This window comes from Flavobacterium aquatile LMG 4008 = ATCC 11947 (assembly GCF_000757385.1).
In the GTDB taxonomy this organism is placed as follows: Bacteria; Bacteroidota; Bacteroidia; order Flavobacteriales; family Flavobacteriaceae; genus Flavobacterium; species Flavobacterium aquatile.
Genome location: NZ_JRHH01000005.1, coordinates 346,603 through 359,910 on the forward strand (window position 1 = coordinate 346,603; position 13,308 = coordinate 359,910).

General features: G+C 33.6%; 11 protein-coding genes. 7 read left to right on the forward strand and 4 right to left on the reverse strand.

The features are described from left to right. Positions 1-41 precede the first annotated feature (41 nt). From LG45_RS13440 to LG45_RS13450, 3 genes are all read left to right on the forward strand, one after another. Positions 42-2,234 (forward strand): peptidase domain-containing ABC transporter, encoded by a 2,193-nt coding sequence (locus tag LG45_RS13440; RefSeq protein WP_035128433.1) that lies wholly within the window; start codon positions 42-44, stop codon positions 2,232-2,234. A gap of 127 nt (positions 2,235-2,361) precedes the next feature. Beyond that, positions 2,362-2,724 carry a four helix bundle protein gene (locus LG45_RS13445; protein WP_035128018.1) on the forward strand — a complete coding sequence of 121 codons (363 nt, stop codon included), beginning with the start codon at positions 2,362-2,364 and terminating at the stop codon, positions 2,722-2,724. Next, the gene (locus LG45_RS13450) at positions 2,714-4,045 is read left to right on the forward strand and encodes an HlyD family secretion protein (protein WP_052087593.1); all 1,332 of its coding nucleotides are present in this window, start codon (positions 2,714-2,716) and stop codon (positions 4,043-4,045) included. The genes LG45_RS13445 and LG45_RS13450 overlap by 11 nt, the downstream gene beginning before the upstream one ends. A 4-nt stretch (positions 4,046-4,049) precedes the next feature. On the opposite strand, the gene LG45_RS13455 is transcribed toward LG45_RS13450, so the two are convergent. From LG45_RS13455 to LG45_RS13470, 4 genes are all read right to left on the reverse strand, one after another. Then, entirely contained in the window at positions 4,050-4,775 is a 726-nt protein-coding gene (locus tag LG45_RS13455) for a carboxypeptidase-like regulatory domain-containing protein (protein ID WP_035128020.1), read from the reverse strand. Positions 4,776-4,860: 85 nt separating this feature from the next. After that, positions 4,861-5,574, reverse strand: a complete 714-nt coding sequence (locus tag LG45_RS13460) for a tRNA1(Val) (adenine(37)-N6)-methyltransferase (RefSeq protein ID WP_035128021.1) — start codon at positions 5,572-5,574, stop codon at positions 4,861-4,863. A 58-nt stretch (positions 5,575-5,632) separates the two neighbouring features. Then, on the reverse strand, positions 5,633-6,157 hold the full coding sequence (gene rimM, locus LG45_RS13465; RefSeq protein ID WP_035128023.1) for a ribosome maturation factor RimM: 525 nt from the start codon (positions 6,155-6,157) through the stop codon (positions 5,633-5,635). A gap of 12 nt (positions 6,158-6,169) precedes the next feature. After that, positions 6,170-6,745, reverse strand: coding sequence for a 30S ribosomal protein S16 (locus LG45_RS13470; protein WP_035128025.1), 576 nt, complete (start codon positions 6,743-6,745; stop codon positions 6,170-6,172). A gap of 177 nt (positions 6,746-6,922) precedes the next feature. Between LG45_RS13470 and LG45_RS13475 the strand changes: the two genes are divergently transcribed. The 4 genes from LG45_RS13475 (at position 6,923) to trxA (ending at position 13,206) form a co-directional block, all read left to right on the forward strand. Beyond that, entirely contained in the window at positions 6,923-7,396 is a 474-nt protein-coding gene (locus LG45_RS13475; protein WP_035128027.1) for a DUF6252 domain-containing protein, read from the forward strand. A 138-nt stretch (positions 7,397-7,534) separates the two neighbouring features. After that, positions 7,535-7,921: an RNA recognition motif domain-containing protein gene (locus tag LG45_RS13480; RefSeq protein WP_035128028.1), complete on the forward strand. Its 387-nt coding sequence runs from the start codon at positions 7,535-7,537 to the stop codon at positions 7,919-7,921. A 311-nt stretch (positions 7,922-8,232) separates the two neighbouring features. After that, positions 8,233-12,777 (forward strand): DNA polymerase III subunit alpha, encoded by a 4,545-nt coding sequence (gene dnaE, locus LG45_RS13490; RefSeq protein ID WP_035128031.1) that lies wholly within the window; start codon positions 8,233-8,235, stop codon positions 12,775-12,777. A gap of 111 nt (positions 12,778-12,888) precedes the next feature. Next, positions 12,889-13,206, forward strand: a complete 318-nt coding sequence (gene trxA, locus LG45_RS13495) for a thioredoxin (RefSeq protein ID WP_035128033.1) — start codon at positions 12,889-12,891, stop codon at positions 13,204-13,206. Positions 13,207-13,308: the final 102 nt, after the last annotated feature.

Consider the following 13,308-nt stretch of genomic DNA (forward strand, 5'->3'; position numbering starts at 1 on the left):
TTTTTTAAATCTAATAACTATTTTTGTTAAAACAAACATTTTTGAGTAAATTCCCAACCTACATTCAAGCCGATTCCAAAGATTGCGGACCAACGTGTTTAAAAATTATCGCCAAATTTTACGGTAAAGTTTTAAACATTCAAACGCTACGAACACTTTCAGAAACCAATAGAGACGGCAGTAATCTATTATTCTTGTCTGATGCTTCAGAGAAAATTGGCTTTAGAAGTCTAGGTGTAAAACTTGATTTAAACAAACTACAAGAAGCACCATTGCCTTGCATTTTGCATTGGAATAAAGAACATTATGTAGTTCTTTACAAAATCAAGAAAAACAAATACTACATTTCTGATCCAGCAATTGGATTAATAGAATACAGCAAAGAAGAATTTCTTAAATTTTGGATTGGCAATAATTCTGATGAAAATACCTATGAAGGTATTGCACTTTTATTAGAACCAACGCCTAAATTGCATCAATCAGAATTTGACTTAGAAGATAATAAATCGTTTGGTTTCAATCTTCTGTTTAAATACATCGTTCCTTATAAATCATATATTCTTCAATTGGTTTTTGGATTATTAGCTGGAAGTTTACTCCAATTAATTTTGCCTTTTTTAACGCAAAGTGTTGTAGATGTTGGTATTAAAAATCAAAATATTCATTTTATATACATTGTTTTATTTGCACAACTATTTTTATTTCTTGGAAAAACAGCTTTAGAACTCATTCGAAGTTGGATATTACTACATCTTTCAGCAAGAATAAACATCGCATTAATCTCTGATTTTTTTATCAAATTAATGAATTTACCTATTTCATTTTTTGATGTTAGAATGACTGGCGATATCATGCAACGTATCAATGATCACCATCGAATTGAACGAATTCTCACCACATCATCACTCAACGTTTTGTTTTCGGTAATCAATATGTTTATTATGGGTGGCGTTTTGGCGTATTACAATTTGAAAATATTTGCTGTGTTTTTTATAGGTAGTTTTTGCTATTTTCTTTGGGTGATTTTGTTTTTAAAACGAAGAGAGAAATTAGACTACAAACGATTTTCTGAAGTTTCTCAAGAACAAAGTAAGGTAATCGAACTCATCAATGGAATGCAAGAAATCAAACTTCACAACGCCGAAAAGCAAAAACGTTGGGGTTGGGAATACATTCAAGCACGTCTGTTTAGAGTTTCTATGAAAGGTTTAGTGTTAGAACAAACGCAATCTATTGGTTCGAATTTCATCAACGAATTAAAGAACATAATTATTATCTTTTTATCTGCAAAATTGGTAATTGATGGCACAATTACGCTAGGAATGATGATGGCAATTAGCAGTATTGTTGGAGGTTTAAATGGTCCAATTATTCAACTGATAAGTTTTATTCGTGAAGCTCAAGATGCTAAAATATCGTTAGCTCGTTTATCTGAAATTCACGAAAAAGAAGATGAAACGCAGCACGAAGATTCGCAAACGCATGAAATTCCGGAAAACAGTGACATCATAATTAAAAATCTATCTTTTAAATACACCGGTTCGGATGTCAATGTTTTGGATGATTTAAATTTGACCATTCCAGCCAATAAAATTACAGCAATTGTAGGAACAAGTGGAAGCGGTAAAACCACACTAATGAAATTATTGCTAAAATTTTACGAACCCAATCAAGGAGAGATTTCAGTTCATAAAACGGCACTTAAAAGCATAGCACAAAAGACCTGGCGAAATCACGTTGGAACAGTGATGCAAGAAGGCTATATTTTTAGTGATACCATTGCCAATAATATTGCCATTGGAGTTACCAACATCAACAAAGAGCGATTGAAATATGCTTCAGACGTTGCTAATATCAAAGATTTTATTGAAGATTATCCATTAGGTTTTAATACCAAAATCGGAATGGAAGGTATCGGAATGAGTACGGGTCAAAAGCAACGTTTACTTATCGCAAGAGCTGTTTATAAAAATCCAGAAATGTTATTTTTTGACGAAGCAACAAGCGCACTTGATGCCAATAACGAAAAGGAAATTATGGAGAAATTAAATTTTTTCTTTAAGGATAAAACAGTTGTTGTAATAGCGCATCGACTAAGTACGGTAATGAATGCAGACCAAATTGTAGTTCTTGAAAAAGGTAAAATTGTAGAAGTTGGAAACCATCAGGAATTAGTTAATTTACAAGGAAGCTATTTTAAATTAGTTAAAAATCAATTGCAATTAGGGAAGTAGTTGGAAGTTGGAAGATGGGAGATGGAAGATGGAAGATGAAAGATGAAAGATGAAAGATGAAAGATGAAAGATGAAAGATGAAAGATTGTGAGAGATATATAGATTTGTTGAAACTTAAAATAGTGGTATGAGCTTTAAATTTGAAAAACTTATTATTTGGCAGAAGGCAATGGATTTTGGGGAAGAAATTAACTTGATGACTTCCAATTTCCCTCAAAAGGAAATTTATAATTTATCTTCTCAAATAATGAGAGCTTCTGATTCTATTGCATTAAATATTGCTGAAGGTTCGATAGAACAATCTAATGCCGAGTATAATAGGTTTTTAGGATATTCTGTTCGATCATTAGCTGAAGTTGTTACTTGTTTACATAAAGCAAAAAGGAGAAATTACATCGAAGAAGATGAGTTTAGTAAAAATTATGATGCAGCATTCAATCTTATGAATATGATGATTGCATTTAAAAATAAAGTAAAAAATGCCAATTGATAAACAAAAAAGTGATAGTTCATCTAGGGTAAACTCCCAACTTCCATCTTCTGACTTCCAACTTAGAAGCGAAGAAGTTCAAGAAATTCTTACTCGTGTTCCGCATTGGTTAATTCGATGGGGTTCATTGGTGGTTTTGATGATTTTTATGTTGCTGATATTTCTGTCGTGGTTGATAAAATACCCAGATATTATTTCGTCTCAAATAAGTATTACAACCAATATTCCACCACAAAAATTGATGGCAAAAGCATCGGGTAGAATTGAGGCTATTTTAGTGAATAATAAAGCTACAGTTTCTAAAAATGCACCATTAGCGGTGATAGAAAATTCAGCGAATTACAAAGATGTTTTTCTGCTTAAAAGTATTGTTGAATCAATTGACATTAAGAAGAATTCTTTTCCTTTCGAAAAATTAAACGAAGCGCAATTGGGTGAAATTGAAAGTTCTTTTGCTCTTTTTCAAAAGGAATACAGTATCGATAACTTGAATTCCAATTTGCAACCTTATAAAATTGAAGGTGACGCGCAAAGTTATGAAGCGATTCAATTAAAGGAACGATTAAGTTTACTTGAATCTCAAAGGCAAATTACCCAAAGTGAATTAGAACTGCAAAAAAATGATTTAGATCGATATGAAGCGTTGTTCAAAAAAGGAATTATTGCATCGCAAGAAATAGAAAGAGAACGTCTAAAATATTTGCAGTCACAGAAAAATTTCAAGAGTGTTTTGAGTACGATTTCACAATTAAAATCATCCATAAACGACTTAAATAGAAATAGTAAAGCTACAAGAATTAACGAAAGTAAAGAGAATAGTAATCTGGAGCGAAATGTTTTGCAAGCATTTTTCCAGTTAAAAAAAGCTATTAAAGAATGGGAACTGAACTACGTTTTACACTCTGATATCGAGGGTCAAATTAACTTTTTACAAATTTGGTCGGTCAATCAAACGGTGAATTCTGGAGATGAGGTTTTTGTTGTAGTTCCCACAAATAGAAATAATTATGTCGGAAAAGTAAAAGCAAGCGCTCAAAATTCTGGTAAAATTAGAGTCGGACAAGAAGTAAACATTCGCCTTGCCAATTATCCTGATGTTGAATTTGGTGTTTTAAAAGGAAAGATACAATCCATTTCTGATACGGCCGATAAAGATGGGAATTTACTACTAGATGTTTCACTTCCAAACGGATTGGAAACTTCCTATAAAAAGAAAATCAATTTCCGTCAAGAAATGGTTGGTTCTGCTGATATTGTTACAGAAGATTTGAGATTAATCGAGCGATTGTTGTATCAATTTAGAGGCATTTTCAACAGATAATTGTTTATTTTATCTTTTTGTATTCCTCGTTTTTAGAAATTAAAACATTCATCATTTCAAATTTATTTTTGTTACTAATAACTTCTAAGACCTTGTCGTCTGCTAAGCAATAATCAAGAAATAACTGAATTTGGTCAGGTTTTAATTGTAAGGTTTTAACAAAGAATTCTTCATTAAAAACCGATTCTATAAACTGTTCATAGTCGATTTCTTCTTCTTTAGTGACTTGCTTTTTCTTTTTGCCTTTTAGTAACTTCCATATCGATTTTCCTATTTGAACAAAGTCCATACCATTGACCATTTCGCCAGTATAAACGCCAACTACTTTTGGTGTAGTTTGTGCTTTTTCAATTCCAGCCATTTTAATATCGTTGTAACCAACAGGCACTTTAAATTGTGTTTTATCCTCAACTTTTACTTCGTCAAGTTCGATAGGTTTTTTTGTTAAATTGATGATGAGATTTTTAGCAACGTTTTCATGTGTGATTTTTACTTTAGTATCATAATATGCTTCAGAAATAAATATAAGCGTTTCAAAAACAGTTGCTGCGATTTTAAAATTTCCGTTCTTGTCAGAAGTCGTACTTGCTTTTGTATTCAAGTTAATAATATCAACAGATGCAACTGCCATTTCATTTGAAACAACTCTGCCTTGAACATAGCGTTCTGTTTGTGAAAAACTTTGAAAAAAGGTAAAAAGAAGTACAAGTAAAGATAATTTTAGCTTCAAAATAGAGGATTTTGGTTACAGCGAATAAAATTATCAGATTTTACTTTTTTAATGTAATAAAGAAGTGTTAATTGTGATTTTCATTTTACATTTTCAAATAAAAATCCTTTGTTAACTCTATATATTCGTCTGTATATTCATGGCGACTAATTTCAATAACTAGTTCATCTGCAGTCAATACTGAAAGTTCGTATCGTTTAAAAGCCAATAAACTTCTAACGATTGGTGTAGTGTGAGTTCCTTTTACACGAGTAACTTTCACAGGAAAAAGTTCTACTTGAGCACACAAATCTATAAATCGCTCTTCTTCTTTGTAAGGAATAATAACGGCGAAAATTCCGTTTTCAGATAATAATAAATCAGCAGCTTCAATCAATTCTTCAAAAGGCAAAGCATCTTGAAATCGCGCTAAATCTCTTTGAGAATCATCTGTTTTATAATTTTCAGAATGAAATGGTGGATTGGAAATTATAATATCATATTCGTCTTCGGGTTCATCAACAAACTCATCCAAACCTGCATGAAAACAAAATAAACGATCGCTCCAAGGCGAATTTTCAAAATTCTCAACGCATTGTTCATACGCATCTTCGTCAATTTCCAAAGCATCAATCTGTTCGGCATGACTTCTTTGCGCAAGCATTAAAGACAAAATCCCAGTCCCAGCACCAATATCCAAAACCGAAAAAGGATTGTTATCAACAGGACACCAAGCGCCAAGCAAGACACCATCAGTACCAATTTTCATAGCACATTTATCTTGATTAACCGAAAATTTTTTAAAATTGAATGTTGACATTTTTTTTGAAAAGGATATGATCTAAGTAGTCTAAAAATCCAACAATCTAAAAATCTAATTAAAGGTACATTTCCACCAAACCTTCCGGCAAGTCCATAATTACTTTCTTGTTTTCTCTATCAATTTTAACCAAAAACTGATCAATCATTGGAACAAGAATTTCTACAGAACCATTTACAACTTCAAATAAAGGTTGCGCCGAAGAATCATTGATAGAAACAATTTTTCCGAAAACACCCAAACGTTTGTCTTCAATTTCAAAACCAATAACCTCGTGAAAATAAAATTTGTTGCCTTCCAGTTTTGGCAACATCGAAATAGGAAGATAGACTTCGCAGTTGATAATTTCGTCGGCTTGCTCTTCATTATCAACATCTTCAAATTTGACTCTAAGAAAGTCATTTTTATGAAGGGAAGAATTTTCAATAAAAAATGGAATCAAATTTTTGTTGAATTCAACAAAAATCGATTCCATATCTTCATATAACTCAGGTTCGTCAGTATCTAAATAGATAAGAACTTCACCTTTGAAACTAAATTTCTTCGCGATTTTGCCTAGATAGAAACAATCTTCTTTACGCATTATCGCTAGGTATTAAGCTTCTGTTTCTTCGCTAGCTTCTTCAGCAGCTGGTGCTTCTTCAACAGCAGGAGTTTCAGCATCGGCAACAACTTCAGCAGTTTCTTCAACAACTTCTTCTGTTACTTCGTCAGCTTTTGCAGCTTCAGCAGCAGCATTTACTCTTTTTTCGTTTGCAGCTTGTTCAGCTTTCAACGCTTTAGCTTTAGCTTCAGCTTGTTTTTTAGTCAATCCTTCTTTTTTAGCATCAACTTTTCCAGCTTTTTCATCAATCCAAGCAGTTAATTTTGCATCAGCTTGCTCTTGAGTTAAAGCACCTTTACGAACTCCACCATCAAGGTGATGTTTCAATAAAGCACCTTTGTAAGAAAGAATTGCTCTTGCAGTATCTGTTGGTTGAGCTCCATTGTGTAACCATTGAACAGCTTGGTCAAGGTTTAAATCAATAGTAGCAGGATTTGTGTTTGGATTGTAAGTTCCCAATTTCTCTAAGAATTTACCATCTCTTTTTGAGCGAGCATCAGCCGCTACGATCCAGTAAAAAGGTCTTTGTTTTTTACCGTGTCTTTGTAATCTAATTTTTACTGACATAATCTTTTGATTAAATTTTGAGGTTCTCGACCTCGATTAATTAAGGGTGCAAAGATATAAAACTTTTCCATTCAAACTAATACCAATCAAAAAAATAGTTTTTATTTGAAATTTAGTTAAAAAAAGTAGGTCAAATCACTAAAAAAACTATTTTTGTGCTTGTAAATTAAATTTAAAATGAAGAAATTATTTTCCCTTATCGTAGTTTTGCTAACATTAAGTTCTTGTCAAGAAGAAGTTAAGTTTAATAATGATCCAGGTTTTCAAGCTTTTCGCGATGATGTTTTGTTTAAAGGTTTAGATGTAAAAGCATATAAATCAACATCAGGAGCGCTAAGAATTGTAGCATTAGCTCAAGGAGAAGAAGTAGTTTTAAGAACTACAAGTACAGACGTAGGATTGTATCCACTAGGAACATCTGTAAGTAAAGTAGCAACATATACTAATTCATTCGATGGTAATGAAGTTTTTTACACAACAGGTATAGATATTGGTAACGGACTTATTGAAATCACAGAAAGTGCCAACAATACTGTAACAGGTAAGTTTAAATTCAATGCAGAAAACACACTAAACAATCCGTTTGGGAACGAATTAGTTAATTTTCAATATGGTGCATTTTATAAGTTGCCATTAATTCCAGAACCATAACAAGAAACAATTTAAATCCTCATATCTAATCACCTCCCAAAAAGAGGTGATTTTTTTATTTTAGTTAATAAAAACCTATTTAATAGTAGTTTACATATTTATTTAGCTTACCTTTGACAGGAATTTTAAAATAAAATTATGAATATTTTTGTTGGAAGTCTTCCTTGGAGTATAGAGGAAGCAGATTTAAGAGAGTCTTTTGAAGTGTACGGATCTGTAAGTTCTGTTAAAATCATTACTGATAAATTTACTGGAAGAAGTAAAGGATTCGGTTTTGTTGAAATGGACAGTGATGAAGAAGCTGAAAAAGCAATAACTGAATTGAACGGCGCAACTGTTGACGGTCGTACAATTGTAGTTAACAAATCAGAACCAAAACCAGAAGGAGAAAGAAAATCTTTTTCTAACAACCGTCCAAGTGGTGGTGGTTACAATGGTGGTGGAAATTCTCGCGGTGGCGGTAGCGGAAGCTACGGTGGCGGAAATAGAGACAATAATGGTGGTGGAAACAGAGGAAGATACTAGTTTCAAACTAAATTATATACAGAAAACCATTCGAGAAATCGAGTGGTTTTTTTTTGTTCAGGAGCGAACGGCTCGGGATTTATCAGCAATCCATATTCCTGCTGCCTTTCCAAAGTCCCGATAAAAATCGGGAGCTTTTCCCTTGCATCAGGGCTAGTCAGCAATCCTTTTCTCCTTTTGTTAATAACTAAAATTGACAAATAATTCATTAAAACGTACTTTTGATAAATCCCAAAAATCAAATTCCAAATCCCAAAATAAAGGCGGTTACAATTGGAATTTGGAATTTATAATTTGGAATTTTATAAAGTATGTATTTAATATTCGATACCGAAACCACTGGATTGCCCAAAAAATGGGCCGCACCAATTTCTGACACAGACAACTGGCCAAGATGTATACAAATTGCCTGGCAACTGCACGACGAAATGGGAAATCTTATCGAGCATCAAGACTATTTGGTGCAACCAGAAGGTTTCAATATTCCATACGATGCCGAAAGAATTCACGGAATTTCAACCGAATTAGCGCAACAAGACGGAATTTCATTACAAGAAGTTTTAGAAAAGTTCAACATTGCACTTTCTAAAACGAAGTTTATTGTTGGACAAAATGTAGGTTTCGACGTAAACATCATGGGTTGCGAATTCTATAGATTAGGAGTCGATTCTCCAATGACACAAATGCCAGTTTTAGATACTTGTACCGAAGTTACAGCATCACTTTTAAAACTTCCTGGCGGACGTGGCGGAAAATTCAAACTTCCAACATTAACCGAGTTACATCAATATCTTTTCAACCAACCCTTTGCAGAAGCGCACAATGCAACTGCCGACGTTGAAGCTACAACGCGTTGTTTCCTAGAATTAATTCGTACAGAAATTTTTACCAAAGAAGAACTCGACGTAGAACCAGAATATTTCGAAGATTTTCAACTTAAAAATCCTAGATCAATTCAGTTAATTGGGCTTAAGCACATCAATCTCAAAGAAGCTTCCGATAGAATTCGTCAGCAATTTGGCGATAAAGGAAATGTGCCCATTTCTAAAGAAACACTTTCAGAAAATAAGCAAATTCTCATCGATGCAGAGTTTGTTCATCTTCACAATCATACTCAGTTTTCGGTTTTACAATCAACGGTTTCTGTAAAAGATTTAGTAGCGGCAGCAGTAAAAAACAAAATGCCAGCCGTTGCCATGACCGATATCGGAAATATGATGGGTGTTTTTCACTTTGTCCGCGATATTTTATACCACAATAAATCGGCAGAAGCCAAAAATGCAGCTGCAATTGAAGCTGGTGAAATTCCAACAGAAACTATAATTAAACCAATTGTTGGCTGCGAGTTTTTCGTGTGTGACAATCATAAAGACAAATCAAGAAAAGACAACGGATATCAAATTGTCTTACTTGCAAAAAATAAAAAAGGGTATCATAATTTGGCAAAAATGTCATCCATTGCTTACACCGACGGATTTTATTATGTACCAAGAATTGACCGTGAAATTATCAAGCAATACAAAGAAGATATCATTGTTTTGTCTGGAAGTTTGTATGGTGAAATTCCGAATAAAGTTTTAAATCTAGGTGAAAATCAAGCCGAAGAAGCGCTACTTTGGTGGAAAGAACAATTCGGTGACGATTTATACATCGAGTTAATGCGTCACAATCAAGAAGATGAAAACCGAGTGAATTCATCTCTAATTGATTTGGCCAGAAAACATAATGTAAAAACGGTTGCGACAAACAATTCCTTTTACATTGACAAACAAGATGCCAACGCTCACGATATTTTGCTTTGTGTTCGTGATGGCGAAAAGCAGTCTACACCAATAGGTCGTGGTCGCGGTTATCGTTTTGGTCTTCCAAATCAAGAATATTATTTCAAGTCAAGCGAAGAGATGAAAAAACTTTTCGCCGATTTGCCTGAAGCCATTTCAAACATAACTGAAATTGTAGCTAAAATAGAAATTTTCAATCTGGCTCGTGAGGTTTTACTTCCAAAATTTGATATTCCAGAGGAATTTCTGGTTGAAGAAGATAAATCGGATGCTGGAAAACGTGGTGAAAATAAATTTCTACATCATTTAACTTACGAAGGAGCAAAACGCAGATATGCCGAAATTACGCTAGAAATTCAAGAACGCATTGATTTTGAATTATTAACCATAGAAAATTCAGGTTACCCAGGATATTTCTTAATTGTACAAGATTTCATTGCCGAAGCTAGAAAAATGGAAGTTTCTGTTGGTCCAGGTCGTGGTTCTGCAGCGGGTTCTGTTGTAGCTTATTGTCTCGGAATTACCAATATCGATCCATTGATGTACAATTTGCTTTTTGAGCGTTTTCTTAATCCAGATAGGGTTTCACTTCCCGATATTGATATCGATTTTGATGACGAAGGACGAAGTAAAGTAATGGATTACGTAATAAATAAATACGGTTCCAAACAAGTAGCGCAAATTATCACTTACGGAACGATGGCTGCAAAATCATCAGTTCGTGACACGGCAAGAGTTTTGGATTTACCATTATTTGAAGCCGATAAAATTGCAAAGTTAATTCCGCTGAATCTGAATTTGGCAAAAATATTTTCTATGGAAGAAGACAAGCTGAAAAAAGCACTTCGACCAGAAGATTTCGATAAAGTAAAAGAATTAATTGCACTTGGAAAAGCATCTGATTTAGGTGGTGAAACTATTCAGCAAGCCCAAATATTAGAAGGAAATTTAAGAAATACCGGAATTCACGCTTGTGGTGTTATCATCACACCAGACGATATTACCAATTTCGTTCCAGTGGCAACTGCAAAAGATTCTGATTTATATGTTACCCAATTTGATAACTCCGTTGTAGAAAGTGCCGGATTACTTAAGATGGATTTCTTGGGATTAAAAACCCTAACATTAATAAAAGATACGGTAAAACTTGTAAAATACAGAACCGGAAAAGATATTGATCCTGATGCATTTCCTATCGATGATTTAAAGACGTACGAGCTTTTCCAACGAGGTGAAACGGTTGGTATTTTCCAATATGAAAGTCCGGGAATGCAAAAATATATGAAGGAATTAAAGCCAACGGTTTTCCCCGATTTAATTGCCATGAATGCACTTTATCGTCCAGGTCCAATTGCATATATTCCGAGTTTTATTAAACGTAAAAATGGCGAAGAAGAAATTGTATACGATTTAGATGCGTGCGAAGAATTATTAAAAGATACTTACGGAATAACAGTTTACCAAGAGCAAGTAATGCTTTTGTCGCAAAAATTGGCCGATTTCTCCAAAGGTGATGCCGACGTTTTGCGTAAAGCGATGGGAAAAAAACAGCGTGATGTTTTGGATAAAATGAAACCAAAGTTCATTTCTCAAGCCGAAGCTAAAGGTCATTCTGCCGAAAAATTAGAAAAAATTTGGAAAGATTGGGAAGCCTTTGCAGAATATGCGTTTAATAAATCCCATTCGACTTGTTATGCTTGGATTGCTTATCAAACGGCATATTTGAAAGCCAATTATCCAGCAGAATATATGGCGGCAGTTTTATCTAATAATATGAACGACATCAAGCAAGTTTCGTTCTTTATGGAAGAATGTAAACGTATGGGTTTGACCGTTCTTGGTCCGGATGTGAATGAATCATTTTATAAATTTACAGTAAACGATAATTATGCCGTTCGTTTCGGAATGGGCGCAGTTAAAGGCGTTGGAGCAAATGCCGTTGATACCATTGTTCAAAACAGAAAAGACGCACCGTATAAATCGATATTTGATTTAGCTAAGAAAATAGATTTACGTGCAGCCAATAAAAAAGCCTTTGAAAGTCTAGCTTTCGCTGGAGGATTTGATTGTTTTACAGATACACATAGAGCACAATATTTTCATATTGAAGGCGAAGGAATTACATTTTTAGAAAAAGCCATCCGTTATGGATCGAAATTTCAGGAGAACGAGAATTCATCTCAAGTAAGTTTATTTGGCGAAAGCAGTGATGTTCAAATTGCCGAACCAGTTGTGCCTCCATGCGAAGATTGGAGTACGATGGAAAAATTAGCAAAAGAAAAAGAAGTGGTCGGAATTTACATTTCTGGTCATCCGCTTGACGATTACCGATTTGAAATGAAATATTTCTGCAATGTAAAATTAGCTCACTTAAAGAGTTTAGAATCCTTAGTTGGAAAAACACTTACTTTTGGAGGAATTGTAACGAACGTGCAGTATCGAACTGGAAAAAACGGTAAAGACTGGGCAATGTTTACGCTAGAAGGTTATGACGAAAGTCACGATTTTAGAATTTTCAACGAAGAATACTTGAAATTCCGTCATTTCTTGGTGAACAATCAGTTCATTTATTTCAAAATTCATGTGAAAGACGGTTGGGTAAATCGAGATACTGGAAAAAAATCGGATCCTCAAATTAACTTCCAAGACGCCAAATTACTGGCCGATGTCTTGCCAACATTTGCTAAAAAAATTGCAATACAACTGGATATTTATGATTTACATCAAAATTTAATTCAGCAATTAAATGATATTTTCAGAGCCAATGAAGGCGATCATCAAGTGAGTTTTGATGTTTTAGAAATAGAACGAACTAAGAAAATTCAAGCAATAACTCCAGAAATTCCTTCAATACTACCCGAAATACCTGTAGATAATGATGTTGAAGTAGATATTGATAATTTAGATGTGGAAACTGAAATAGAGGAAGAAGTTGTTTCAAATACTCCAGTAGAAATGGAAGAAAATCGTGTTGTAACCAAGCTGTCAATGCCTAGCAGAAAGTTGAAAATTAAAATTTCAAAAGAATTATTGGAGCAACTAGAGAAGTTGCAGGTTAATTTTAAATTGAATTAGCAATCAATTCTAGCAATAAAAAAATAGCTAAAAGTAATACAAGTTACATTTGGTTACTAAAATGTTTCTTTATCTTTGTACTCTAAAATAATGAATTAAAATAAAAAAGATATGGCATTAGCAATAACAGATGCTACTTTTGATGAAGTAGTTTTAAAATCAGACAAACCAGTAGTAGTAGATTTTTGGGCAGCTTGGTGTGGACCGTGTAGAATGGTTGGACCAGTTATCGACGAAGTTTCTGCAGAATACGAAGGTAAAGCGGTAGTAGGAAAAGTAGATGTAGATGCAAACCAAGAATTTGCAGCAAAATACGGAGTTAGAAACATCCCAACGGTGTTAATTTTCCAAAACGGAGAAGTAGTAGGTCGTCAAGTAGGTGTTGCTCCAAAGAAAACATATACTGATGCAATTGATGCATTACTATAATAGAAAATAAATAGAAAATGTTGAGGTCTAACGAAAGTTAGGCCTTTTTTTTATAGCTTTTTTAAAGTAAAAAAAACAGGAAAAACACCCTTTTTAAATCAG

Excerpts from the sequence above, each read along its gene's own strand:
- LG45_RS13450 (WP_052087593.1), top strand. The coding sequence starts at position 2,714 with ATGCCAATTGATAAACAAAAAAGTGATAGTTCATCTAGGGTAAACTCC.
- LG45_RS13475 (WP_035128027.1), top strand. The coding sequence starts at position 6,923 with ATGAAGAAATTATTTTCCCTTATCGTAGTTTTGCTAACATTAAGTTCT.
- dnaE (WP_035128031.1), top strand. The coding sequence starts at position 8,233 with ATGTATTTAATATTCGATACCGAAACCACTGGATTGCCCAAAAAATGG.
- LG45_RS13470 (WP_035128025.1), bottom strand. The coding sequence starts at position 6,745 with ATGTCAGTAAAAATTAGATTACAAAGACACGGTAAAAAACAAAGACCT.
- trxA (WP_035128033.1), top strand. The coding sequence starts at position 12,889 with ATGGCATTAGCAATAACAGATGCTACTTTTGATGAAGTAGTTTTAAAA.
- LG45_RS13480 (WP_035128028.1), top strand. The coding sequence starts at position 7,535 with ATGAATATTTTTGTTGGAAGTCTTCCTTGGAGTATAGAGGAAGCAGAT.
- LG45_RS13460 (WP_035128021.1), bottom strand. The coding sequence starts at position 5,574 with ATGTCAACATTCAATTTTAAAAAATTTTCGGTTAATCAAGATAAATGT.
- rimM (WP_035128023.1), bottom strand. The coding sequence starts at position 6,157 with ATGCGTAAAGAAGATTGTTTCTATCTAGGCAAAATCGCGAAGAAATTT.
- LG45_RS13445 (WP_035128018.1), top strand. The coding sequence starts at position 2,362 with ATGAGCTTTAAATTTGAAAAACTTATTATTTGGCAGAAGGCAATGGAT.